The following is a 22,159-nucleotide window of genomic DNA, read 5'->3' as shown; positions in this document are numbered from 1 at the left end:
GGGTGCGGGAGACTCCGGGTGTGCGCAGGCGGATGACGGGCGAGGACCGACGCGAACAGATCCTCGACGTGACCCGGTCCATCGTCGCCGCCGAGGGATTCCACGCGGCGACGCCGAACCGGATCGCCGACGAATCCGGGGTCACCCGGCCGGTGCTCTACCAGCAGTTCGGCGACCTGGCCGGCCTGTTCGTCGCCCTGGTCGAGCGCGAGGCCGCCCGGGCGGTGGCCCAGTACGTCGAGGCGGTCACGCATCCGGTGGACGCGGGGGAGACCGACCCGTTCATCCGCGCCTTCGCCGGCGCGCTCGAGGCCGTCGACGCCCACCCCGGTACCTGGCGGCTGTTCCTCTTCCCGCCGGAGGGGGCGCCGCCGGAGCTGTACCGTCACCTCGCCGCGTCCCAGGGGCGGGTACTGGAGTTCCTGCGCGCGGAGCTGGAGGCGGCGTTCCCGGATCAGCCCGATCCGGAGTACACCGCCCGCATCATCCACGCCGCGGGCCGGGAACTGCTCCAGCTGCGGATCACCGATCCGGACCACGCCACCCGCGACCGCCTGATCGGCCTGATCCGGCACCTGCGGACCCAGCTCATCTTCCGGGACGGCCGGTCGCCGCGGACTCCGCGTCCGCCAGGGCCGTGAGGAAATCGGCGATCACCGCGAGGTCGGCCTCGCTCCGGCCCGCGAGCACGGGCGCGAGCCTGCGCGCGCGGGCGTCCTCGGCCGCGGCCAGGCGCGCCTCGTCGAGGGAGACGCGCACCTTGCGCCGGTCGGTGGTACTGCGTTCGCGCACCACGTATCCGGCGTTCTCGAGCCGGTCGACGACCCCGGTGGTCGTGCCCGAGGTCAAGCCGGTCAGCCTGCCCAGCTCGCCGGGGGAGAGCGGGCCGTGCAGCCGCAGCAGGTTCAGAAAGTTGTACTCGCAGGTGCTCAGGGTGAGCGGCGCGGCGTCGGCGGCGAGCTGATCGGTGCGCGCGGACGCGGCGGCGTAGCGCCGGGCCGCCGCCTCGATCGCGCGGATCGTGGCGGCGCGGTCAGCGGATGCGGTGGCCACGGTTTCCTCCTATTATCTCGTGCAGGCGAGATACTCGGGATGCCGACTAACTCGTCCGACTGACATGACGCAGGGTACCCGCGCCGGAGGCCCTGCCCGGGAAGGGGATCGGGATGACCTGTGCGCACACGGAACTGCTGGAGACCATCGCGGCCGAGCGGGCCATCTTCCGCACGTTCCACGAGTTCTTCCGGATCGCCGACACCCGCGAGAGCGAACGCTTCGCCGAGGTCTTCACCCCGGACGCGCTGATCGAGTACCGGATCATGCCCGGCCCGGTCGTGCGTTTCCACGGCGGCGAGGAGTTCGCCACCTACATGAGCCGGGTCCCCCGGGAGCTGCGGGCGCCGGTCGCCCACGTCGTCGGTCAGGCCACGATCGACTGGACCGACCAGGGGCCGCTGCTGACCGCCTACGCCACGGTGTGGCACTGGTTCACCACCGCGGCGGACCGGCCCGCGGACTGGACGGTGATCGGGCTGGTCCGGGACCGGTTCGAGCAGTACGAGGGGCGGTGGCTGATCGCCCACCGCGACGTGCGCCCGGTCGCGGGACGCGTCGCGGTGGGCCGGAGTCCGGCCTGAACGCGGGAACGGCCATGGGCGGGTGCGTGATCCGCGCCCGCCCATGGCCGTCGTCGTCGGCGTCAGTAGCGCGTGGGGCTACAGGGGTTCGAGGATCCGGCGCCGGTGACCAGGTCGCAGATGCCGCCGGTGACCATCTGGATCGGGGTGATGCCCAGCAGGACGATCACGCCGATGACGTCACCGCGCTGGACCAGTTCGACCAGGGAACCCGCCGCGCGGGTCGCCGAGTCCACGGCCGAGGAGCCGGTGTCGGCGACGGGTGCGGCGCCGGGCTGGGCGGCCGCGCCGGGGGCGGCGGCGACCAGTGCGGTGGCCGCCAGGGTGGTCGCGGCCAGACCGAGGGAGTTTCGCATGGGGACTGCCTTCTCTTCCGGGGGTGGTCAGCGGTGCGGCTGGCTCATGTCGCGGTTCATGGTCGGGATCTCGATGCTGATCGGCATGCGCAGCTCGGCCAGGTAGATCAGCGCGGCCTTGCGCAGGAACTCGTCGAGCAGCCAGTACGGGTCGCCGATGGGCGGGACCGCGCTGAGCAGACCCTCGCGGACGGCGATGAACGGGCCCCAGCTGAAGCGCAGCAGCGGGTCCCACACCGGTTCGCGCGGGATGGCCAGCCCGTCGGCGATCCGGTCGCCGAGCAGGAAGCGGGTGAACGCGCCGAGCACCGGCTTGCTCAGGATGGCGAAGTCGATGTTGGCGCCGAGGCCGAGCAGCCGGTCGGCGAGCTTGGTGCCCTCCGGCGTGACCGCCAGGATCGGATCGAGGACCTGCGCGGCCTGGGCGTTGGACTCGGCCCAGGAGTTGGGGATGTACTCGTCGCGGACGCCGAGCAGGTGGGCAGCCACCTGCCAGGAGTGCAGGAAGCCGTCCGACTCGTCGACCGGGATCGGCACGTTCCAGGACAGCAGATACTTCATGACCGTGGTGGCCAGGCTGTGCCAGGTGACCATGATGTCGTTCTGGCTGATCGGGATGTCCTCCTCCGCGGAGCCGACCCAGTGCGGCGACTGCGGCAGCAGGTGCCGCACGGCCGCGTGCACGAGCCGGGTCTTGACGCAGGTGACGATCATCTCCCCGTCGGCGGCGTAGGCGTTGTTGGAGCCGATGTCGTAGCCGAGCTTGGCGGTCTTGGTGATGCGGTCCTTGAGGTCGTGCCCGCCCTTGGAGTAGTAGACCGCCTTGGCCTCCTTGGGGATGACGGTGCTCATCATGCCGCTGGCGAACCCGTAGAGGACGCCGAGGTAGAGGCCCCGCTTCTTGTTGAACCGGATCGCCGCGTCGAGCTTGCCGGGGTCGGTCCACTGCGGCAGCCTGCGCGCGTACTCCATGAAATCGCGCAGATCGGCGGGCAGTCCGGCGGGCAGCGGCTGCCCGTTGGTCTTCCAGGTTCGTAGTAATTCGTTCACGTGCGGAACGTCGCCCCGGTCGATCAGGCCGGGGACCACCGCGTCCGCCTCGGGGTCCCACAGGGTCATCGGGTCGGCGCCCGCGCCCGCTCCGGCGACGGATCCCTCCGGCGACCACGTCCACGGTTCCGCGCGGGCGGGCGAGGCGACGGCCAGCGCGCCCGCCGCGCCCAGGATGCCGCCGACCTTCAGGGCATTGCGCCTGTTGATTGCGTCCATGACGCCACTCCTCGTTGAGTACCAAGCCATCCGGCCGGACGGGGAGCTGCTGCATCGCCCGTCCATCACTTGCCAGAATGAGGAGTAACTTAGCACGCGTTCCAGTTCGGTGTTCGCGTTTTGGATGGTGGTTACCGGGCGGCGATGAACCGTCTTGTAGGTAAATGAAAAGTAACTTAGTGTCGGGTGTCCGGCAACGGGCGCCGCGACTCGTCCGCCCGGGAACCGGTGCCGGACACGGCAATCGGCCCCCGGAGGATCTCCGGGGGCCGATCGGTGTCGCGTAGGTGGTCGGTGCGGGCGGTCTCGTCGCCCGCACCGCGGTCACAGCGGGAGCAGGTGGTGCTTGCGCGGGTAGCGGATGACCTGCTTGTCGCGCAGCAGGTGCAGCGCGCGACGGATCTCGAGGCGGGTCTGCGCCGGCTCGATCACCCGGTCGATGTAGCCGCGCTCGGCGGCGATCCACGGGGTGGCGATCGTCGCGTTGTAGAAATCGATCATCTGCTGGCGGACCGTGGCGCGCTGGTCCTCCGGGGTGGCGTCGAGGATCTTGCGCTGGGTCAGGCCGACGGCGCTCTCGGCGCCCATGACCGCGATGCGCGCGGTCGGCCAGGCCAGGTAGGCGTCGCAGCCGAGGGCCTTGGCGCCCATGACCGCCCAGCCGCCGCCGTAGGCCTTGCGGATCACCACGGTCACCTTCGGCACCGTGGCCTCCACGTAGGCGAACAGGAACCGGCCGCCGCGCTTGATGACGCCCGCCTTCTCCTGCTCGACGCCGGGCAGGAAGCCCGGGGTGTCCACGACCAGGACCAGCGGGATCTCGAAGGCGTTGCAGATGTGGATGAAGTGCGAGGCCTTGTCACTGGCCTTGGCGTCGAGCGCGCCCGCGAGCACCGTCGGCTGGTTGGCGACCACGCCGACCGGGCGCCCGTCGACCCGGGCGAAACCGGTGATGATGTTCTCGGTCGCCGCGGCGCCGATCTCGTGGAACTCGCCGTCGTCGAAGATCCGCAGCAGCACGTCGTGCATGTCGTAGACCATGTTGTCGGAGTCCGGGACCAGCTTGTTCAGCGTGAGGTCCGATTCGGTGATCTCCGGCTCGAGACCCGGGTTCACCACCGGCGGCAGCTCGGTCGAGCTCGACGGCAGGTAGCTCAGGTAGGCGCGGACCCAGGCGAAGGCCGCCTCCTCGTCCTTGGCGACGTGGTGGATGTTGCCGTAGGCGGCCTGGTTGTAGACGCCGCCCAGCTCCTCCATGTCGACCTTCTCGCCGATGGCGTCCTCGATGATCTTCGGGCCGGTGACGAACATGTGCGCGCTCTCGGTCGCGACCACGACGTCGGTGCAGATCGGCTGGTAGACCGCGCCCGCCGCGCAGTTGCCGAGGATGAGCGAGACCATCGGCACCGCGCCGGAGAGCGGCTCCATCATGGTGGCCAGCTCGCCGTACCAGCGCAGCGAGGACACGGCCTCCTGCACGCGGGCGCCGCCGGAGTCGTTGATGCCGATCAGCGGGCAGCCCATCTTCCCGGCCAGCTCCATGATCTTGGCGACCTTGCGGCCGAACATCTCGCCGATGGTGCCGCCGTAGACCGTCTGATCGTGGGAGAACACCGCGACCGGGCGGCCGTCGACCAGGCCGTGCCCGGTGACCACGCCGTCGCCGTAGAGGGCGTTCTTGTCGGTCGGGTTGCGCACCAGCGCGCCGATCTCGACGAACGTGCCCGGATCCATCAGCATGTTGATGCGATCCCGGGCGGACGGGATGCCCTTGCGGGCACGTTTGGCGGCTCCCGCCTCTCCGGCCGGTTCCTGCGCGAGCTCCAGCTTCTCGCGCAGGTCGGCAAGCTTTTCGGCAGTAGCACTCATCAATTACATCCAGATTGTCGTATCGGTTCGCCCGCGCCGCGTCCGGCGGGCTCTGGCCACAGTACCGGGGAGGCCGTCCCGGCGGTTCCGTCCGGGGCCGGTCAGGCGATCGCGAAGCGGAGCAGCGCCTGCCGATCGCCCTGCTTGATCTTGCCCTTGCGGTCGAGGACCTCGAGCTGCCAGACGGCGCCGTTGCGGAAGGCGCGGGCGATGGCGTTGGCGTTCTCGGTACCGAGCAGCGAGGGCCACACGTCGGCGACCTGCTGGGTGTCGGCGCCGGTGGCGTCGTAGATCTTGAACGAGACGTTGTTGGCCTTCTCGAAGCTGGATCCCTTCTTGAACGCGGCGGCGACGAAGACGATCGAGTCGATGGCGGGCGGCACGTTCGCGAACGTCACGTGGACGGTCTCGTCGTCCCCGGAGGCCGCGCCGGTCTGTTCGTCGCCGGAGTGCAGCACCGCGCCGTTGCCGAGCGGGTCGAGGGAGTCCAGCCCGGCGAAGCGGACGGGGTCGCCGCCCTGCAGCAGCACGGCGATGAGATCGAGGTCGACGCCGCGCTTGCGCCGCGCCAGGCCGAGCAGTCCGCCGCTGGCGCCCGCCGAGGGATCCCAGCTGACGCCGACACTGAGCTTGGTGATACCGGCGAGATCTGCTGCGCCGTCTTCCTTCTTGAGCGTGATCACGCTCCCCAGCGTACTGATTTGTCCGGATTGTGCAGGGGTGCACGGGCGCTCGCCGGTGGACCGGGGGCCGGGGCCGTCCGACCGGTGGTGATCGGGTCGTCGTCGACGCGTGTGCCCGCGATTTGCCGACGAGCCGGTCGCCGGCGGACACGGCATCGACCCGCCGCGTCACCGGGAAACGCGGACGTGCCGTATTCCTTCTCGCCGGACCGGTTTCCGGGGCTTTTCCCGGGATGAGTCCGAGGATTCCGAGGAGTCGGGGGTGACCGCGACGGCGAATTCCGTGTCGTCCCGGTCGGTGGGTTCGGTGCGCCGCCACGGTATCGGTGACCACCAGCAGAAGTCGCCCAGTATTCGCATCACCGCGGGCACCAGCAGCAGGCGGATCACGGTCGCGTCGATCAGCAGCGCGGTCACCATTCCGAAGGCGATGTACTGCATCATCAGCAGATCCGAGAACGCGAACGCGCCGGTGACGACCAGCAGGATGAGCGCGGCCGCGGTGATGATCCGGCCCGTGGCGGCGACCCCGGCGCGGATGGCGGCCGGGGTGTCGGCGCCCGCGTCCCGCTCCTCGACGATGCGGGAGAGCAGGAACACCTCGTAGTCGGTGGACAGCCCGTAGACGACCGCGACGATCACCACGAGGACGAGCGACATGATCGGCTGCGGTGTGAAGCCGAGCGCGCCGGAACCGTTGCCCTGCACGAAGATCCAGGTCAGCACGCCCAGGGTCGCGCCGAGACCGAGCAGGTTCAGCACCGCTGCCTTCAGCGGCAGCACCACCGAACGGAAGCTCAGCGCGAGCAGGGCGGTCGTGCTCAGGAAGACCAGCCCGATCATCAGCGGCAGCCGTCGCAGCAGCGCGTCGATGCTGTCCTTCTCGACCGCGGGCTGTCCGCCGACCAGCAGCGTCGTCCCGGGCGGCGTCGGCAGCGCCCGGAGCCGATCGATGGTCGCGGCCCGGTCGGCGCCGGGCGCGAGGACGGTCTGGGTGGTCAGGACGTCGGGCCGGTCGGGCCAGCGCAGCGGCTCCGGGAACGGCGCGGCCAGCCCCGGCACGGCGCCGGCGGTGGTGACCACCGCGGCGGCCGCGCGGGTGTCCATGGTGACCAGCACCAGATCGATCGGATCGATGCGGCGCAGCGGGAAGACCTCGTCGAAGTGCTGCTGGGCGAGGCGGGTCGGGTGATCCGGGGGCAGGAAGCGCTCGTTCACCGAGCCGAACACGATGACGCGCAACGGTAGTGCCAGCGCCAGCAGGGCGAGGCACACCACCGCGGTCACCGCCAGCGGCCGGCGCAGCGCGAATCCGGCGACGCGACCCCACGCGTTGTCCGGGCGGGGCGCGCCGCCGCGGAACCAGGCGATGCCCAGCCAGTCCACCCGCCTGCCGACGACGGCCAGCAGCGCCGGCAGCAGGGTGATCGAGGTCAGCGCCGCCAGGCAGACGGTGATGATCGCGCCGTAGGCGAACGAACGAAGGAAGCCCTGCGGGAAGACGAGGATCCCGCCCGCGGCCACCGCCACGACGAGGGCGGAGGACGCCACGGTCCGGCCCGCCGTGACCATCGCCCGGCGCACCGCCTCGTCCACCTCGTGGCCGTCGGCCAGTTCGTCGCGGAAGCGGCTCAGCACGAACAGCCCGTAGTCGATCGCCAGGCCGAGCCCGATCATCGACACCACCGGCGAGGTGAAGGAGTTGATGTCGGTGACCCCGGTGAGCAGGCGCAGCACGCCCCACGCCGCGCCGACGGTGAGCCCGCCGACGATCAGCGGGAGCGCGGCGGCGACCACCCCGCCGAAGAAGACGTACAGCAGCACCGCCACCAGCGGCACGGCGACGAGTTCCATGCGCCGCTGGTCGTGGGCCATCGTGTCGGTCAGCGCCGCGCCGACCGGTTGCGCGCCCGCCACCTCGACCTCGACGCCGGGCACGCCGAACTCCCCGGCCACCGCGCGGTAGTTGCGCAACTGGGTGGTGGTGTCGGCGCCGCGGATGGCGACGGAGGCGAAGGCCCTCGTGCGGTCGGGGGTGCCGAAGATGTCCGGCAGCGCCTGCCCGGTCGCGGTCGGCCAGTACGCGCCGTTGATCCGGCCGATCCGGTCGGGGAACCGGCGCGGCAGGTCGTCCAGGGCCGCGACCACGGTGGCCGCGAAGGCCGGATCGTCGACCGTCGACCCGGCGGGCGCCCGGAACAGCAGCAGCACGTCGGCGCTGTGATCGCGCCCGAACACCCGTTCGCGGATCTGGGCGGCGCGCACCGACTCCGAACCGGGATCGTCCCAGCCGCCGGAGTCCAGGTGGGGGCCGAGGCCGAGGCCGTAGCCGCCGAGGGCGAGCAGCCCGGCGACGACCACCAGGATGACCGTGTAGCGGCGGCGCACCACGACGGCGGCCCACCGCCTCGAATCGGGGAACACCGCTCGCACGATATTGCCGCGTGCCGCCGCGACGGCGGTACCGCCGCGGAATTCCGGCGCTTCACAACGATGCCCGATCTCCGTTGTGGTGCGGCCTCTTCCGGGCGGTCTGGGCGCCGTCACAACGGGAGGGCCCTGAATTACGTCGGAGGCTCCAGAGCTTCGATAAACCCGTTCCCGCTGAATTCGGGGCTCCTACGTTGACGGTGTCGGCCAGGTGCCAAAGAAACCGAGAGCCCGAGCCCGGAGGAAATTCGTGTCGGATATTGCCATTGTCGGAATCGGCTGCCGGTTCGCCGGTGGGATCGATTCGCCGGAGTCGTTCTGGGACTTCGTCGTCGACAAACGGGACGGCGTCGTCGAGATCCCCGCGGACCGGTGGGACTACCGCCGCTACTACGACCCCGAACCCCGGACGCCGGGACGTAGCTACACCAAGCGCGGCGCCTTCATGACCGGCGACCCGTGGGCCTTCGACCCCGACTTCTTCGGGATCTCCCCGCGCGAGGCCACCGTGCTCGACCCCCAGCAGCGGCTCCTGCTCGAGGTCACCTGGGAGGCCCTCGACGACGCGGGCATCGCCGGCGCGGCGGCCGGGGGATCGGTGGGGGTCTACGTCGGTGGCTTCGTGGTCGACCAGTCGGTCATCGGCGTCGTCGGGCCCGCGCTGTTCCACACCGACATGCACACCCCCGCCAGCGCCTCCTACACGATGCTGTCGAACCGGATCGCCTACGCGCTCAACCTGGTCGGTCCCGCGATCACCGTCGACACCGCGTGCTCGTCGTCGCTGGTGGCCTTCCACCTGGCCTGCCAGGCCCTCGACAACGGCGACTGCCGGGTGGCGCTGGCGGGCGGGGTGAACGTCATGCTGCAGCCGGAGACCTTCGTGCTCATGTGCAAGGGCGGCTTCCTGGCCACCGACGGCCGCTGCAAGTCCTTCGACGCCACCGCCGACGGCTACGGGCGCGGCGAGGGCGCGGGCATGGTGGCGCTCAAGCGCCTCGACGACGCGGTGCGCGACGGGGACCGGATCTACGCGGTGGTCAAGGCGACGGGGTCGAACCAGGACGGCCGCACCACCGCCATCACCGTGCCGAACGTGGACTCCCAGGAGGCGCTGGCGCGCGAGGTCTGCGCCCGCTCCGGGCTCGCCCCCGACGAGATCACCTACGTCGAGGCGCACGGCACCGGCACCCTGGTCGGCGACCCGGTGGAGGCGCGGGCACTCGGCCGCGTCTTCGGCGCGCGTTCCGGACGCGCGGGCACGGTCGGCATGGGATCGGTGAAGGCGACCATCGGGCACACCGAGGCCGCCGCGGGTGTCGCCAGCGTCATCAAGGCCGCCCTGGCCATCCGGCACCGCACCCTGCCGCCGCAGGGCTGGCTCGACACCCCCAATCCCGACATCCCGTTCGCCGAGCTGGGCCTGCACCTGCAGGTCGAGGCGCAGCCGCTCCCGGCGGGTGCCGCCCCGATGGCGGTGGCCGTCAACGGGTTCGGCTACGGCGGCACCAACGCCCACGCCATCCTGCAGGAGTACCGCCCCGTGGGCGCGGCGGCGGAGCCGCCCGCGCCCGAACACCTGGGCATCCTGCCGGTGTCGGGCCGCAGCACCCGCGCCGTCCGGGACCTGGCCGGGCGCTTCGCCGACCTGATCGCCGGGGGCGCCGACCCGGACCGGCTGGCCGAGGCCGCCTGGACCCGCATGGCCCACCACCCCTTCCGCACCGGCGTGCTCGTCGGCGGGTCCACCGACGACCTGGTCCGCGACCTGCGCGCCTACGCCGACGGCGAGGGCCGCGACGCCGCCCGCACCGTCGTCTCGGCCGCCGCCGAGCCGGTGTTCGTGTTCTCCGGCATGGGCCCCCAGCACTGGCGGATGGGCCGTGACCTGCTGGACGCGGGCGGCGTCTTCGCCGACACCGCCGCCCTGATCGACGCCGAGTTCCGCGCGGTGGCGGGCTGGTCGATCGTCGAGGAACTGCGTCGGCCCGAGGCCGAGTCCCGGGTCACCCGCACGGACGTGGCGCAACCGGCGAACTTCCTGGTCCAGGTCGGGCTCGTGCGCGAACTCGCCGCGCTGGGCATCACCCCCGCGGCCGTGGTCGGGCACAGCGTCGGCGAGGTCACCGCCGCCTACGTCAGCGGCGTGCTCACCCTGCCCGAGGCCGTGCGGGTGGCCTACCACCGCTCCCGACTCCAGGCCACCACCGCGGGCTCCGGCGGCATGCTCGCCGTCGGCCTCACCCGCGACAAGGCCGTGGCACTCCTCGGCGATGTCGACCCGCGGGTCGACATCGCCGCGGTCAACAGCCCGACCGCGGTCACCCTCGCGGGCGCCGTCGACCAGCTCGACGAGATCGCCGAGCGGCTCACCGCCGAGGGCGTCTTCGCGCGCATGCTGCGGGTGGAGGTGCCCTATCACAGCCGGCTCATGGACCCCATCGAAGACGAACTGCGCCGTGCCCTGGCCGATCTGGCGCCGCGGCAGCCCAGCGTGCCGCTGTATTCGACGGTCACCGGCGACCAGGTCACCGCCGGCGACTGGGACGCGGGCTACTGGTGGTCCAACGTGCGCAGGCCCGTGCGCTTCCACGACGCGGTGACCCGCCTGATCGGCGCGGGCAGCCGGGTCTTCCTCGAGATCGGCCCGCACCCGGTGCTGTCGGGCAACATCCGCGAAGCCCTCATCGACACCGACGTCAACGGCACCACGGTGCCCACCCTCGACCGCGGCCGGTCCGATCACGACAGCCTGCGCCACACCGTGATCGGACTGCACGCCGCCGGGGTGCTCGACCGCGACCTGCTGTTCCCACCCTCCCGCCCGGCGACCCCGCACCTGCCGCTGCCGCGCTACCCCTGGCAGCGGACCCGCCTGCACGCGCCGCTGCCGCTGTTCGAACAGGCCCGGCTCGGCACGCCGGGCGCCTACCCGATGCTCGGTGACCCGGACCTCGAGGGCCGGTCGCAATGGCTGCTCCAGGTCGGCACCGAACTGCTGCCGTGGCTGTCCGATCACGTCGTCAACGGCATCAAGATCATGCCCGGCGCCGCCTATCTCGACGCCGCGCTGAGCGCGACCGCCGCCCGGACCGGATCGAAACAGGTCGCCCTCGAACAGGTCCGGTTCGTCGCGCCGCTCATCATGGGCGCGCCCGACGTGCCGCTGGTCGCGTTGCAGGTCGAGGAGGCCAGCGGCCGGTTCCTGCTGCGCTCGCGCAGCGCCACCGGCACCGCCTGGACCCTGCACGCCTCGGGCCGCACCCTGACCGGCGGCCACGAACAGCGGGTCGTCGAGGTTCCCGAGATCGACCGGGGCGTCGACATCGACCCCGAGATGTTCTACGCCGGGCTCGCCGCCGCCGGTCTGCAGTACGGGCCCGCCTTCCGGCGGGTGACCTCGGTGCGGGTGGGCCGCGACGTCGTCGTGGCCACCGTCGACGGCGCCATCGCGGCGGACTCGGGCCACCTGGCCCATCCGGCCGTGGTCGACGCGGCCATGCAGTGCGCGGCCATGCTCTTCGCCGACGAACGCATCAACGAGGGCGTCATGGTGCCCGTGGGCGTCAACGCGGTGCGGCTGCTCGGCGAGCTGCCCGAGACGATCACCGTCGTCGCCCGCCGCGACCCCGGCGCCCGGCTGCGCGCCGACGTCGACCTGCTCGACCCCGAGCACCGGCTCGTCGCCCGGCTCGCCGGCCTGCAGATCGGCGCGCTCAAGCCCGGCGACGACCCCCTGCACCGCATGGCCGACTTCTACTACGCCGACACCATGGAGGAACGCGACCCCGTCGACCCGGCCACCCTCGCCGCCGAGCCTGCGACGACCCTGCTCGTCGCCCTCGGCGAGGGCACCCTCGCGCTCGCACTGGCCGACGCCGTGCCCGGCGCGCAGCTGTTCACCGCGCTGCCCGGCGACGCGGATCTGGAAGCGGGACTGGCCGATCGGTTGCGCGCGGTCGACGACGGCGCCGGGCGGCTGCACGTCTGTGTGGTCGCCGGCGACATCCCCGACGACCTGGCCGCGCTGTGGACGCTCAAGCGGATCGCGGTCGCGGTGGACGAGTACGCCAACCCCCCGGTCGAGGGCGGCGCCCCGCAGTCGGTCTTCGGCGACGGCCGCGTGCACTGCACGCTGATCACCGAACACGCCTTCAGCCTGCCCGGCAGCCCGGTCCCGCCGGACCCGGCCCGCTCGGCCCTGGCCGGCGCCCGGCGGGTGCTGCTCAACGAGCAGACCCCGCTGCGCTGGCGGCTGATCGACGTCGAGACCGCCACCCCGGTCTCGGCCGTCGTCGCCGAACTCGCCGTCCCCGGCGCGTTCACCGGCGACAATTGCGACGAGATCCTGCTGCGCGACGGCAAGCGCTGGGCGCCGGTGATCACCAAGCCGCTGCCCGAGCGGCTCGAGGAGCTCGACACCGCCACCCCGCTGACCGACCCCGACGCCAACTTCGCGCTGGAGATGCCACGCAACCGGCTGCTGTCCCAGCTGGCCTGGCGCCGGTGCCCGCGCCCGGCGCCCGGCCCGGGCGAGGTCGAGATCCGGATGCACGTCATCGGGTTGAACTACAAGGACCCGCTCAAGGTCATCGGCCTGCTCGGCGAACGCGAGCTCGCCCCCACCTATTTCGGCACCGTGCCCGGCATGGAGGGCGTCGGCACCGTGGTGCGGGTCGGACCCGACATCACCGACGTGGCGGTCGGCGACCTGGTCGCGGTGGCCTCCAAGGGCATGATGCGCCGGTTCGCGGTGGTCAGCAGGCAGCTCGTGGTGGTCGTCCCGCCCGACACCGACCCCGGCCACTGCACCAGCACCATCGCCTTCGGCACCGCCGAATACGCGCTGCTCGACCTCGCGCGCCTGGAGGCGGGCGAGACCGTCCTCGTGCACGGCGCGGCGGGCGGCGTCGGCACCGCCGCCATCCAGGTCGCCAAGGCCCGCGGCGCCCGCATCATCGGCACCGCCAGCACCGAGGAACGGCGCGCGCACGTGCTGGCCATGGGCGCCGACCACGCGGTGAACTCCCGGTCGCTCGACTTCGTCGACGACGTGCTCGCCCTGACCGGCGGCAAGGGCGCCGACGTGATCGTCAGCAGCGCGCCGGGGGAGATCCTGCGCCAGAACTTCCACGCCGCCGCCGAATTCGGGCGCATCGTCGAGGTCGGCAAGGCCGACATCTACACCGGCGGCCTGCTGGAACTGGCCAACTTCGACAAGAACCTGGCCTACTACTCGATGGACCTCGACCGCCTGGTCGCCGTCGACCCCCAGCGCCTGGCCGCGCTGCTCGAGCGGGTGTTCGACAAGGTCACCACCGGCGCGTACACGCCTCTGCCGTACCAGATGTACGACACCGACGACGTGGCCAAGGCGTTCGAGGAGACCCTGCGCTCGTCGCGGCCCGCGCGCATCGCGCTGCGGATGGACGCCCCCGCGCCTGCCGTGCGGCCCCTGCTGCCCGAGGTCGAGATCGACCCGGCGGCGAGCTACCTGATCACCGGCGGGTTCGGCGGGTTCGGCCTGGCCATCGGCCGCTGGCTGACGTTGCGCGGCGCGCGCAGGCTGGTGCTGCTCGGGCGCGGCGGCGCCACCACCGAGACCGCGCGCCGTCAGCTCGAGGCCTGGCGCACGATGGGGGTGGAGGTCGTCGAGGAACTCGCCGACGTCACCGATCCCCGGGCCGTCGCCGCGGTCGTCGGCCGGGCGCACCGGCCGGAGCATCCGCTGCGCGGGGTGTTCCATGCCGCGGGCGCGGTGGCCGACAACCGGATCAGCCAGCTCGGCCTCGGCCAGCTCGACAAGGTGTACCGGCCGAAGGTGCACGGCGCGCAGGTCGTGCACGCCGCCGTCGCCGAGGCGGGGATCACCCTGGACATGTTCGTGCTGTGCTCCTCGGGCGGCTCGATGTACGGCATCTACGGTCAGTTCAGCTACTGCGCGGCCAATGTCGCGGTCGAGCAGCTGGCCGAGCGCTGGGCCAGGGCGGGCGAACGCGCGCTGTGCGTGGGCTGGGGGCACCTCTCGGGCGTCACCGGCGGCATGGCGGCCGACGAGACCGCCGAGAAGTACCTGGATCTGGTGGGTTTCGGCCCCATCGACATGGCCGACGCCACCGCCTACCTGGAACAGACCCTGCGCCTGGGCGCGACCCGCGCCGCGATCATCCCCACCGACTGGGCCAAACTCACCGGCACCTTCCCGCAGCTGACCCGCACCGGCCGCACCTCGGCCCTGGCGCAGGCCTCGGCCAAGGACACCTCCGAACTGGCCCGGCTGCGCGGCGAGCTGGCCGCCATGGACGACGCCAAACGGGGGCCCTACATCGCCAGGAAGATGGCCGAGGAACTGGCGGTCGTGATGAGCGTGCCGGTCGAATCGATCGACATGACCGTGCCGGTCCCCGAACTCGGGCTCGACTCGCTCATGGCCGTCGAACTCGGCGCCCGGGTCACCAAGACCCTCGGCATCGACCTGATGTCGCTGCAGATGGGCCGCTCCTTCAGCCTCGAACAGGCGGGGCCGAAGGTCGCCGAACTCATCCTCGCCTCCGAACCCGGTGCCGCGCAGGCGGTCCCGGCCCCCGCGCCCGCGGCCCCCCGGCCCGAACCACTCGACGAGCGGCAGCTCGCCGGGTCCACCCGGTGACCGGGGCGAGCGCATGGTCGACTTCGGACTGATCGACGACTGGCGGCCCGCCCCGGGCCGGCTGGTCACCTGGACCGCCTCGCCCGCTTCGCTGGCGTGCGCGGCCCGGGCCCCCGTGCATCCCGTGCCCGCGTCCCTGCAGCAGGAGCAGTACCTGCGCCTGGCGGCGCGCCACAGCGGCGCCGACTTCCGGTTCTCCGGCCTGCTGCTGGTCACCGCGCAGATCCCCGCCGGGAACATCGACCGCGCGGTGATGACGCGGATCGTCAACGCGTTCCTGCTGCGCCACGACACCTTCCGCACCTGGTTCGACTTCGACGGACCCGAGCTGCGCCGCCATCTCGTGCCCGCCGAGGACGTCGAGTTCGTCCCGGTGGACTACGGCTGGATCGACGACCCCGAGGCCGTGTGCAGGCACGTCGAGAAGACCACGCCCGGCCCGTTCCAGTGGGACTGCTTCACCTTCGGGGCGATCGAGCACGGCGAGTCGACGACGGTCTACCTCGCCGTCGACCACCTGCACAGCGACGGGCTCGGCCAGTACCTGTCGGCCTCGGACTTCGTGCAGCTCTACGCGGCCGAGATGTGGGAGGACGCGCCCCCGCTGCCGCCCGCGGCCAGCTATCTCGACTATTGCGCGGCCGAACGGGCGCACAGCGACCAGCTCACGCTGGCCTCGCCGGGGGTCAAGCGCTGGCTGGCGCTGCTGGCGGGCAACGACAACGCCCTGCCCACCTTCCCGCTCGACCTGGGCAGGCGGGCCGACGGCTACGACCGCAGCGCGCACCTGACCGTGCCGCTGCTCGACGCGGCCGAGGGCGAGGCGTTCGAGCGGGCGTGCCGGGCCGCGGGCGCGGACTTCGTCGGCGGGGTGTTCGCCGCAGCGGCGCTGGCCGAGCGCGAACTCACCGGCGCCGACTACTACTTCGGCATGACCCCGATCAGCACCCGCGCCTCGGCCGCGCAGAACGCGTCGGTGGGCTGGTACGTCACGCTGGTCCCGGTGGCCTTCCCGATCGGCGCGCGCGCCACGGCCGAACGGATCCTGCCGCTGGCCCAGCGCGCCTACGAGACCGGGCTCCTGCTGGCGCCCACGTCGTTCCACCGGGTACTGGAACTGCTGCCCCCGGACTCGGAGATACAGGTCGAACCGGGGTGGGTCACGCCGATGATCTCCTTCGTCGACGCCCGCGACTTCGCGGGACACGAGTTCTTCGACCTGGTCACCGCCGGCGTCTACGCCAACCGGGCGGCGTCGGAGGAGGCGCTGTTCTGGATCAACCGCCTACCCGCGGGCACCTCCATGAGCGCCATCTATCCCGGCACCGACATCGCCGACGACTCGGTGCGCCGCTACGTCTGCAGCGTGCGCGCGGCGATGCGCGCCGTCGCCGGGCTGCCCGCCGATCCCGGCTGACCACAGGAGGATTCGTGCACCACGCCTTCCGCGACCCCGGCATCCCCGACGGGGAGAAGTCGGTCTACACCGTGCGCGTCGGCGACGGCGGTCCCGTCGCCGAACTCACCCACATCGTGGCCTGCGAGCGCGGCGGCTACCGCACCGCGCTCGACGTGCGCGTCGGCGGAACCGGCCCGCGTGGCCCGGAACTGACCATGATGATCGAGCAGCGGTTCGACCGCCGCGACGGGCACATCCTGGCCGAGCACTACCGGGCCGAGACCCGCTCCGGCCGCAAGGTGGTCTCCCGCGAGGAGGTCGACTTCGCCGACACGGTGCACCTGCAGTTCGGCGCGGGTCTCGCGCCGTTCCCGGTGCACATCATGCCCGTCGCGGGCGGGCTGACCCTGCTGCGCGGCCTGGACTTCACCGAGGGCGCCGGCCGCGATCTCGACGCGTGGCTGGCGTTCTCGGTGTCCTGGCCGCTGGTGGCGAAGGTGGAGAAGCGGACGACCGTCACCGTGCCCGCGGGCGAGCTGCCGTGCTGGCAGGTCCGGATCCGTCCCAGCTTCGCCCAGGTGAACTCGCTGGTCGACAAGATCGTCGGGGGCCTGCTGCCGCCGTTCCTCGCCCACTTCGACGCGGCTCAGCCGCACCGGCTGGTGCGCATGAGCTTCCCGACGGAGGTCTCGCTGTCCGCGCCGCGGGCGGTGCTGGAACTGGTGACCTAGACCCGGCCGGCGGTTCGTCTCAGCCTGCCCGCACCACGCCGATCGCCTGCGCCGCGCGGTCGTAGGCGTCGGCGATGTGGGCCAGGCGCCGGTCGCGTTCGTCGGCGTCGGGGGTCCACAGGGCCTGCTTGCCGGTGTGATAGGTCTTCGTCACCGTGAAACGCGCGGCGGTCTGCGGATATTCGCGCTCGAAGCGCTTCCAGGCGTTCTGCGTGGCGACACCGTGGACGATGATCACCTCGAGGTCGGGCAGCAGCCCGATCAGGCGGTTCAGCGGGTCGAGCCCGCGGTCGATCTCGGCCACCGTCGGGTTGCGGCCGATGGTCCAGGGATAGGTGTTCCACACCATGAGGTCGGCGGGGGTGACACCCGAGGCGGAGACGAAGTCGAGATGCCGTTCCGCGGCCTGGTCGTCGTTCTCGAGGGACACGAAGCCGCTGCCGGTGTCCTGCCTGCTGCCCGGCCCCGGGTCGCGGAACACGGCGAGGACGCGCGCGCGGACCCCGCCGTAGGTGGGGGCGACATAGGGCATCCACTCGCCGTGTTCGGCGCGCAGGTCGTCGACGAGGCGGTTGATCGGGGCGACGTGGTCGGCGTAGACCAGGGCGCTCTGGCGCAGGCGGTACTCGGGTTCCCGCATGCGGCCGGCGACGAGCCCGCCCGGCTCCGGATCCGCGGGCACGCCGGCGATTCCGGGGTCGGCGGCCTGCGGCGCCTGCGTGGGCTCGGTGTCGGCCACCGGCGCGGGGGCGGCCGGGTCGGTCACCGTCGTCTCCGCCACCGTCGCGGCGGTGGCCGGGTGCCCCGGGCATGCGCCGGGCTGATCCCGGAGTCGCTCGCCCTCCGGCCGCCGTCCCGCGCCGAGGCCCGCGCGTGCGCGCGCCGCCCAGTTCGCCACCCGCGTCCGCGCCGCCGCGCCGACACGCGTGGCCTGCTTCCTGATACCCACGCCACGACCTGCCTTACCTGGTCCTCGGGGAGTCCCGACTCCGCTACACGATCGACCGGCCGGGAAGGTACCGGTCGGTGTGATGGACATCGTCGCAGGTTTCGGCCGCGACCGTGTGCGGGATCGGATCCCGGGCCCGGATCGGGCGCGGCGACGCGGTCACGCCGAGTCGTGCCGGGCGACCGGCAGCCCGAGCGCGACGGGCGCGTGCGCGGGCACGACCGGCGCCTGGGCGGGCACCGGATCGATCCGGCGGTAGGGCGCGCCCATCGGCGGGCGCGGATCGGTCCCGCCCTTGTTCGGCCACAGCGCGGCGGCGCGTTCGGCCTGGGCCGCGATGGTCAGCGACGGGTTCACGCCGAGATTGGCCGAGATGGCCGCGCCGTCCACGATGCTCAGCGTGGGATAGCCGTGCACCCGGTGATACGGATCAATCACCCCGCCGGAGGGATCGGCGGCGATGACGCAGCCGCCGATGAAGTGGGCGGTCACCGGCACCCCGAAGATGTCGGGCCAGGTGCTGCCCGCGGTCGCGCCGAGCTTCCCGGCGACCCGCCGGGTCACCTCGTGCCCGGCCGGGATCCAGGACGGATTCGGTTCGCCGTACCCCTGCTTGCTGGTGAACCGGCGGCCGAACAGGCCACGGCGGGTGAAGGTGGTGATCGAGTTGTCGAGGCTCTGCATGACCAGCAGGATCAGGGTGCGCTCGCTCCACTGCCGGGTCCGCAGCAGGCGCGCGGTCCGGGCCGGATGCCGCGCGGCGATCGCCAGTACCCGCGCCCAGCGTGGCGTGCGCTTCCCGCCGTCGACCAGATAGGTCTGCAGCAGGCCCATGGTGTTGGAACCCTTGCCGTAGCGGACCGGTTCGACATGGGTGTCCGGGGTCGGGTGGAACGACGAGGTGATGGCCACCCCCGTGGTGAGGTCGGTGGCCGGATCGAGGGTGGTGCGGCCCGCGCCGAGAATGGCCTCGGAATTGGTCCGGGTCAGCACGCCCAGCCGCGGCGAGAGATCGGGCAGGATCGCCCGGTCGCGCATCCGGAACAGCAGATTCTGCGTGCCCCAGGTGCCCGCGGCCAGGACGACGCGGTCGGCGGTGAACGCGGTGCGGCCCTTACGGATCCACGCGCCGGTGCGTTCGGTGTCGACCTGCCAGCCGCCGCCCGGCCGAGGCCGTACGGCGGTGACGGTCGTCATCGGCACGACCTGCGCCCCGGCCGCCTCGGCCAGGCCGAGATAGTTCTTCACCAGCGTGTTCTTCGCGCCGTGCCTGCACCCGGTCATGCACTCGCCGCATTCGATGCAGCCCGTGCGCTCCGGGCCCGCTCCGCCGAAATACGGGTCGGGCACCGTCTGCCCGGGTGCCCCGAAGTACACCCCGACCGGCGTCGGGACGAAGGTGTCGCCCACGCCCATCTCCTCGGCGACCTCGCGCATGATCGCGTCGGCCGGGGTGGGGCGCGGCGTGCGGACCACGCCGAGCATGCGGCTCGCCCGTTCGTAGTGCGGCCCCAATTCCGCGGCCCAGTCGGTGATCCCGGCCCACTGCCGGTCGCCGAAGAACGCCGGGCCCGGCCGGTAGAGGGTGTTGGCGTAGTTCAGCGATCCGCCGCCCACCCCGGCGCCCGCCAGGATGAAGCAGTCGCGCAGCCGGTGGATGCGCTGGATCCCGAAGCAGCCCACGCGCGGCGCCCACAGGTACCGGCGCAGATCCCAGCTGGTCGCCGCGAAGTCGGCGTCGGCGTAACGGCGGCCCGCCTCGAGCACCCCGACCGTGTACCCCTTCTCCACCAGGCGCAGCGCGGTGACGCTGCCGCCGAAGCCGGAACCGACGACGAGCACGTCGAAATGACGGGGCGCGGGAGCTGTGGTCTGCGGTGACACGGTGCCGACATTAGGAGTTCGGCGCGGGTGGACCCAGCACGTCGGGACGAGTCACCGCCGGGCCGGTCCCCGGTTGTGCCCGATGACGACGGCGCGTGCGGGGTCAGCGCGGCGCGCGGCCGCTCGGCGGCATCCCGCCACCGGGCGGCATCCCGCCGGGCGCGCCGGGCGCCTGCGTGTTCTCCGACGCCGCCGCCACGCCGATGGTGATCGACGCCGACAGCCCGCCCGCCGGTGTGCCGGCGACCGTGGCCAGTTCGGCGTCCCAGCCGTCGCCGAAGACCATGTCGGAGGACAGGCTGACCCGCGCCAGGTTGGGGACGCTCGCCGCGTAGCCGGAGTCGGCGGCGTAGACCTGCTCGCAGACGTCCCGGGGCAGGGCGATCTGGGAGGTCAACCGGGCGTTGTTCCCCGCCACCGCCGTGGCCAGGTCGTCGTAGACCTCGAAGTGGATGTGCGGCCAGCGGCCGTCGTAGCAGGCGGGGAAGATCGAGGTGAAGCGGACGGTCCCGTCGTCCCCGGCGACCTGGACGCCGCGCAGGTAGTTCTGCTCGGTGACGCCCTCGCTGTAGAGCGAGTACCGGCCCTCGCGGTCGCAGTGCCACACGTAGACGGCCATGCCGGTGCCGGCCGCGCCCCGCACCAGGTCGCGCATCGTCATCGTCAACGTCAGCGGAACACCCTGCGCGCTCCCGGAATACGCGCCGAAGCTGGTGGTGAGGTCGGAGCGCACGACGCCGGACTCGACGAGGATGTTGGGCCCGTTGGAGCCGTCGGCGGGGTAGGGGCCCTGGGTCTCCTGCGGGGCCGCCGCGGGAGTCGCGGCGGTGGGGGTCCCCGTGCCGCTGCTCGCGGTGGCGCTGGTGTCGTCGGCGGCGTTCGCGCACCCGGCCGCCACCACCGCGGCGCCGGCGAGCCCGAACATCGACAGTGCCCGCCTGCGGGACAGGGTGCGCAGGTCGTGCTGGAGTCCCCGGTCGTGCTCGTGCATCAGTGCTCCTCGTGTCGGTGGTCTCGGCGACGACCCTAGGAGCGGATGCTGGGCGCATGGCCGGCAACGCGCTGGGAGGTTGCTGTGAGCGGATCGCGGGGCGGCGGGCGGGCCGCCCCGCACCGTCGCTCAGGCGCGCACGGCGCGCAGCACGAGATCGGCGACCACGTCCGGCCGCGACACCGAGACCGCGTGGGAGGCCTCGGTTTCCACGGTGACCGCGCCCGCACGCGCGGCCATGAACCGCTGCGCCTCGATCGGGATGTTGTTGTCGCGCGTCGTGAGCAGCGCGTAGGACGGGGTGTCGCGCCACGCCACCGCGTCGGCACCCTCCTGGAGCGCGGCCAGGGCGACCGGGCGCTGGGTGACGCCCATGAGCTCGGCGGTCTCGACCTCGACGTCGCCGGCGAACTGCGCCGCGAAGCGCTCCGGCCGGATGGTCAGCTCGGTGCCGGTGCCCCCGCCGGGCAGCGGGTAGGACCGCGGCGTGGTGGCCGGTCCCAGCGTCGAGCCGGGGTACCGGTCGGTCAGCTCGAGCGCGCTCTCGCCGCGATCGGGCAGGAACGCCGCGATGTAGACCAGCGCGCGGACGTCCTCGCGGCCCGCGGCCGCCACCGTGACGACGCTGCCGCCGTAGGAATGCCCGACCAGGACGACCGGGCCGTCGATCGCGTCGAGCACCGCCGCGACGTAGGCGGCGTCGGCGGCGAGGCCGCGCAGCGGGTTCGCGGCGGCGATCACCGTCGCCCCGGCCTCGCGCAGCCGCCGGGCGACGCCGTGCCAGCTGGACGAGTCGGCGAATGCGCCGTGGACGAGAACGACGGTGGGCGTGGTGTTTTCGGTACTCACGGAAGGTACTCCTCGAAACGATTCAGGCCGGGTGCAGTGCGGTGCGCAGGGTGGCCACCGCCTGGGCGACGGCGGCGCGGGCGGCGTGGGTGTCGTGCAGCGCGTTGACCATCACGAAGTCGTGGACGATGCCGCCGTAGCGCACGGCGGTGACCGGCACCCCGGCCGCGCGCAGCTTGGCCGCGTACGCCTCGCCCTCGTCGCGCAGCACGTCGGCCTCGGCGGTGATGACCAGCGCGGGCGGCAGGCCGGCCAGCTGCTCGGTGCTCGCCCGCAGCGGGGAGGCGGTGATCTCGGCGCGGTCCCGCTCGCTGGTGGTGTACTGGTCCCAGAACCAGCGCATGCCCTCGCGGCTGAGGAAGTAGCCCTCGGCGAACCGTTCGTAGGAGCCGGTGTCGAAGTTCGCGTCGGTCACCGGGTAGAACAGCACCTGCGCGAGGAAGGACACGTCGCCGCGCTCCTT

16 protein-coding genes are annotated in these 22,159 nt (G+C 72.4%); 5 read left to right on the top strand and 11 right to left on the bottom strand.

The annotated features are described in order from the left end of the window. The first annotated feature begins 2 nt into the window (after positions 1-2). Positions 3-641: a TetR/AcrR family transcriptional regulator gene (locus ON36_RS14420; RefSeq protein WP_306306910.1), complete on the top strand. Its 639-nt coding sequence runs from the start codon at positions 3-5 to the stop codon at positions 639-641. On the opposite strand, the gene ON36_RS14415 is transcribed toward ON36_RS14420, so the two are convergent. Beyond that, on the bottom strand, positions 589-1,053 hold the full coding sequence (locus tag ON36_RS14415) for a MarR family winged helix-turn-helix transcriptional regulator (RefSeq protein WP_052313985.1): 465 nt from the start codon (positions 1,051-1,053) through the stop codon (positions 589-591). The two genes, ON36_RS14420 and ON36_RS14415, sit on opposite strands and share 53 nt — an antisense overlap. A 113-nt stretch (positions 1,054-1,166) precedes the next feature. Here ON36_RS14415 and ON36_RS14410 point away from each other — a divergent pair, with 113 nt between their 5' ends. Beyond that, positions 1,167-1,637 (top strand): nuclear transport factor 2 family protein, encoded by a 471-nt coding sequence (locus ON36_RS14410; protein WP_043652714.1) that lies wholly within the window; start codon positions 1,167-1,169, stop codon positions 1,635-1,637. Positions 1,638-1,699: 62 nt separating this feature from the next. Here the strand turns inward: ON36_RS14410 and ON36_RS14405 are convergent, their stop codons facing one another. The 5 genes from ON36_RS14405 to ON36_RS14385 all read right to left on the bottom strand — a co-directional run bounded on the left by ON36_RS14405 (position 1,700) and on the right by ON36_RS14385 (position 8,238). Next, positions 1,700-1,993, bottom strand: coding sequence for a hypothetical protein (locus tag ON36_RS14405; RefSeq protein WP_043652711.1), 294 nt, complete (start codon positions 1,991-1,993; stop codon positions 1,700-1,702). Between the two features lie 27 nt (positions 1,994-2,020). Continuing rightward, positions 2,021-3,262: an oxygenase MpaB family protein gene (locus ON36_RS14400; protein ID WP_043652708.1), complete on the bottom strand. Its 1,242-nt coding sequence runs from the start codon at positions 3,260-3,262 to the stop codon at positions 2,021-2,023. Between the two features lie 324 nt (positions 3,263-3,586). Then, positions 3,587-5,131: an acyl-CoA carboxylase subunit beta gene (locus ON36_RS14395; RefSeq protein ID WP_043652706.1), complete on the bottom strand. Its 1,545-nt coding sequence runs from the start codon at positions 5,129-5,131 to the stop codon at positions 3,587-3,589. Between the two features lie 101 nt (positions 5,132-5,232). Next, the gene (locus ON36_RS14390; protein ID WP_043652703.1) at positions 5,233-5,814 is read right to left on the bottom strand and encodes a TerD family protein; all 582 of its coding nucleotides are present in this window, start codon (positions 5,812-5,814) and stop codon (positions 5,233-5,235) included. A 168-nt stretch (positions 5,815-5,982) separates the two neighbouring features. Further along, positions 5,983-8,238 (bottom strand): MMPL family transporter, encoded by a 2,256-nt coding sequence (locus ON36_RS14385; protein WP_083885141.1) that lies wholly within the window; start codon positions 8,236-8,238, stop codon positions 5,983-5,985. 256 nt (positions 8,239-8,494) lie between these two features. Here ON36_RS14385 and ON36_RS14380 point away from each other — a divergent pair, with 256 nt between their 5' ends. From ON36_RS14380 to ON36_RS14370, 3 genes are read left to right on the top strand one after another with little or no spacing between them, the layout of a single operon-like run. Beyond that, complete coding sequence (locus ON36_RS14380) at positions 8,495-14,893, top strand: type I polyketide synthase (protein ID WP_043652701.1); 6,399 nt, start codon at positions 8,495-8,497, stop codon at positions 14,891-14,893. A gap of 13 nt (positions 14,894-14,906) precedes the next feature. After that, positions 14,907-16,310, top strand: a complete 1,404-nt coding sequence (locus ON36_RS14375) for a condensation domain-containing protein (protein ID WP_043652758.1) — start codon at positions 14,907-14,909, stop codon at positions 16,308-16,310. Between the two features lie 14 nt (positions 16,311-16,324). Then, entirely contained in the window at positions 16,325-17,023 is a 699-nt protein-coding gene (locus ON36_RS14370; protein ID WP_043652697.1) for a DUF3108 domain-containing protein, read from the top strand. A gap of 19 nt (positions 17,024-17,042) precedes the next feature. Here the strand turns inward: ON36_RS14370 and ON36_RS14365 are convergent, their stop codons facing one another. The 5 genes from ON36_RS14365 to ON36_RS14345 form a co-directional block, all read right to left on the bottom strand. Continuing rightward, positions 17,043-17,972, bottom strand: a complete 930-nt coding sequence (locus ON36_RS14365) for a uracil-DNA glycosylase (RefSeq protein ID WP_245558079.1) — start codon at positions 17,970-17,972, stop codon at positions 17,043-17,045. 159 nt (positions 17,973-18,131) lie between these two features. Continuing rightward, the gene (locus tag ON36_RS14360) at positions 18,132-19,856 is read right to left on the bottom strand and encodes a GMC family oxidoreductase (protein WP_052313983.1); all 1,725 of its coding nucleotides are present in this window, start codon (positions 19,854-19,856) and stop codon (positions 18,132-18,134) included. Positions 19,857-19,959: 103 nt separating this feature from the next. Next, on the bottom strand, positions 19,960-20,847 hold the full coding sequence (locus tag ON36_RS14355; protein ID WP_043652691.1) for a dioxygenase family protein: 888 nt from the start codon (positions 20,845-20,847) through the stop codon (positions 19,960-19,962). A gap of 129 nt (positions 20,848-20,976) precedes the next feature. Next, positions 20,977-21,696, bottom strand: coding sequence for an alpha/beta fold hydrolase (locus ON36_RS14350; RefSeq protein ID WP_043652688.1), 720 nt, complete (start codon positions 21,694-21,696; stop codon positions 20,977-20,979). A 22-nt stretch (positions 21,697-21,718) separates the two neighbouring features. Next, on the bottom strand, positions 21,719-22,159 hold a 441-nt coding region (locus ON36_RS14345; protein WP_043652685.1), incomplete at its 5' end, for an alpha/beta hydrolase fold domain-containing protein.

Source organism: Nocardia thailandica NBRC 100428, from assembly GCF_000308795.1.
Classification (GTDB): Bacteria; Actinomycetota; Actinomycetes; order Mycobacteriales; family Mycobacteriaceae; genus Nocardia; species Nocardia thailandica.
This window is presented reverse-complemented; position numbering and strand designations above follow the sequence as displayed.

Bases quoted from the DNA above. Each gene is read 5' to 3' on its own strand.
- ON36_RS14410 (WP_043652714.1), top strand. From the start codon at position 1,167: ATGACCTGTGCGCACACGGAACTGCTGGAGACCATCGCGGCCGAGCGG.
- ON36_RS14405 (WP_043652711.1), bottom strand. From the start codon at position 1,993: ATGCGAAACTCCCTCGGTCTGGCCGCGACCACCCTGGCGGCCACCGCA.
- ON36_RS14400 (WP_043652708.1), bottom strand. From the start codon at position 3,262: ATGGACGCAATCAACAGGCGCAATGCCCTGAAGGTCGGCGGCATCCTG.
- ON36_RS14395 (WP_043652706.1), bottom strand. From the start codon at position 5,131: ATGAGTGCTACTGCCGAAAAGCTTGCCGACCTGCGCGAGAAGCTGGAG.
- ON36_RS14375 (WP_043652758.1), top strand. From the start codon at position 14,907: ATGGTCGACTTCGGACTGATCGACGACTGGCGGCCCGCCCCGGGCCGG.
- ON36_RS14355 (WP_043652691.1), bottom strand. From the start codon at position 20,847: ATGCACGAGCACGACCGGGGACTCCAGCACGACCTGCGCACCCTGTCC.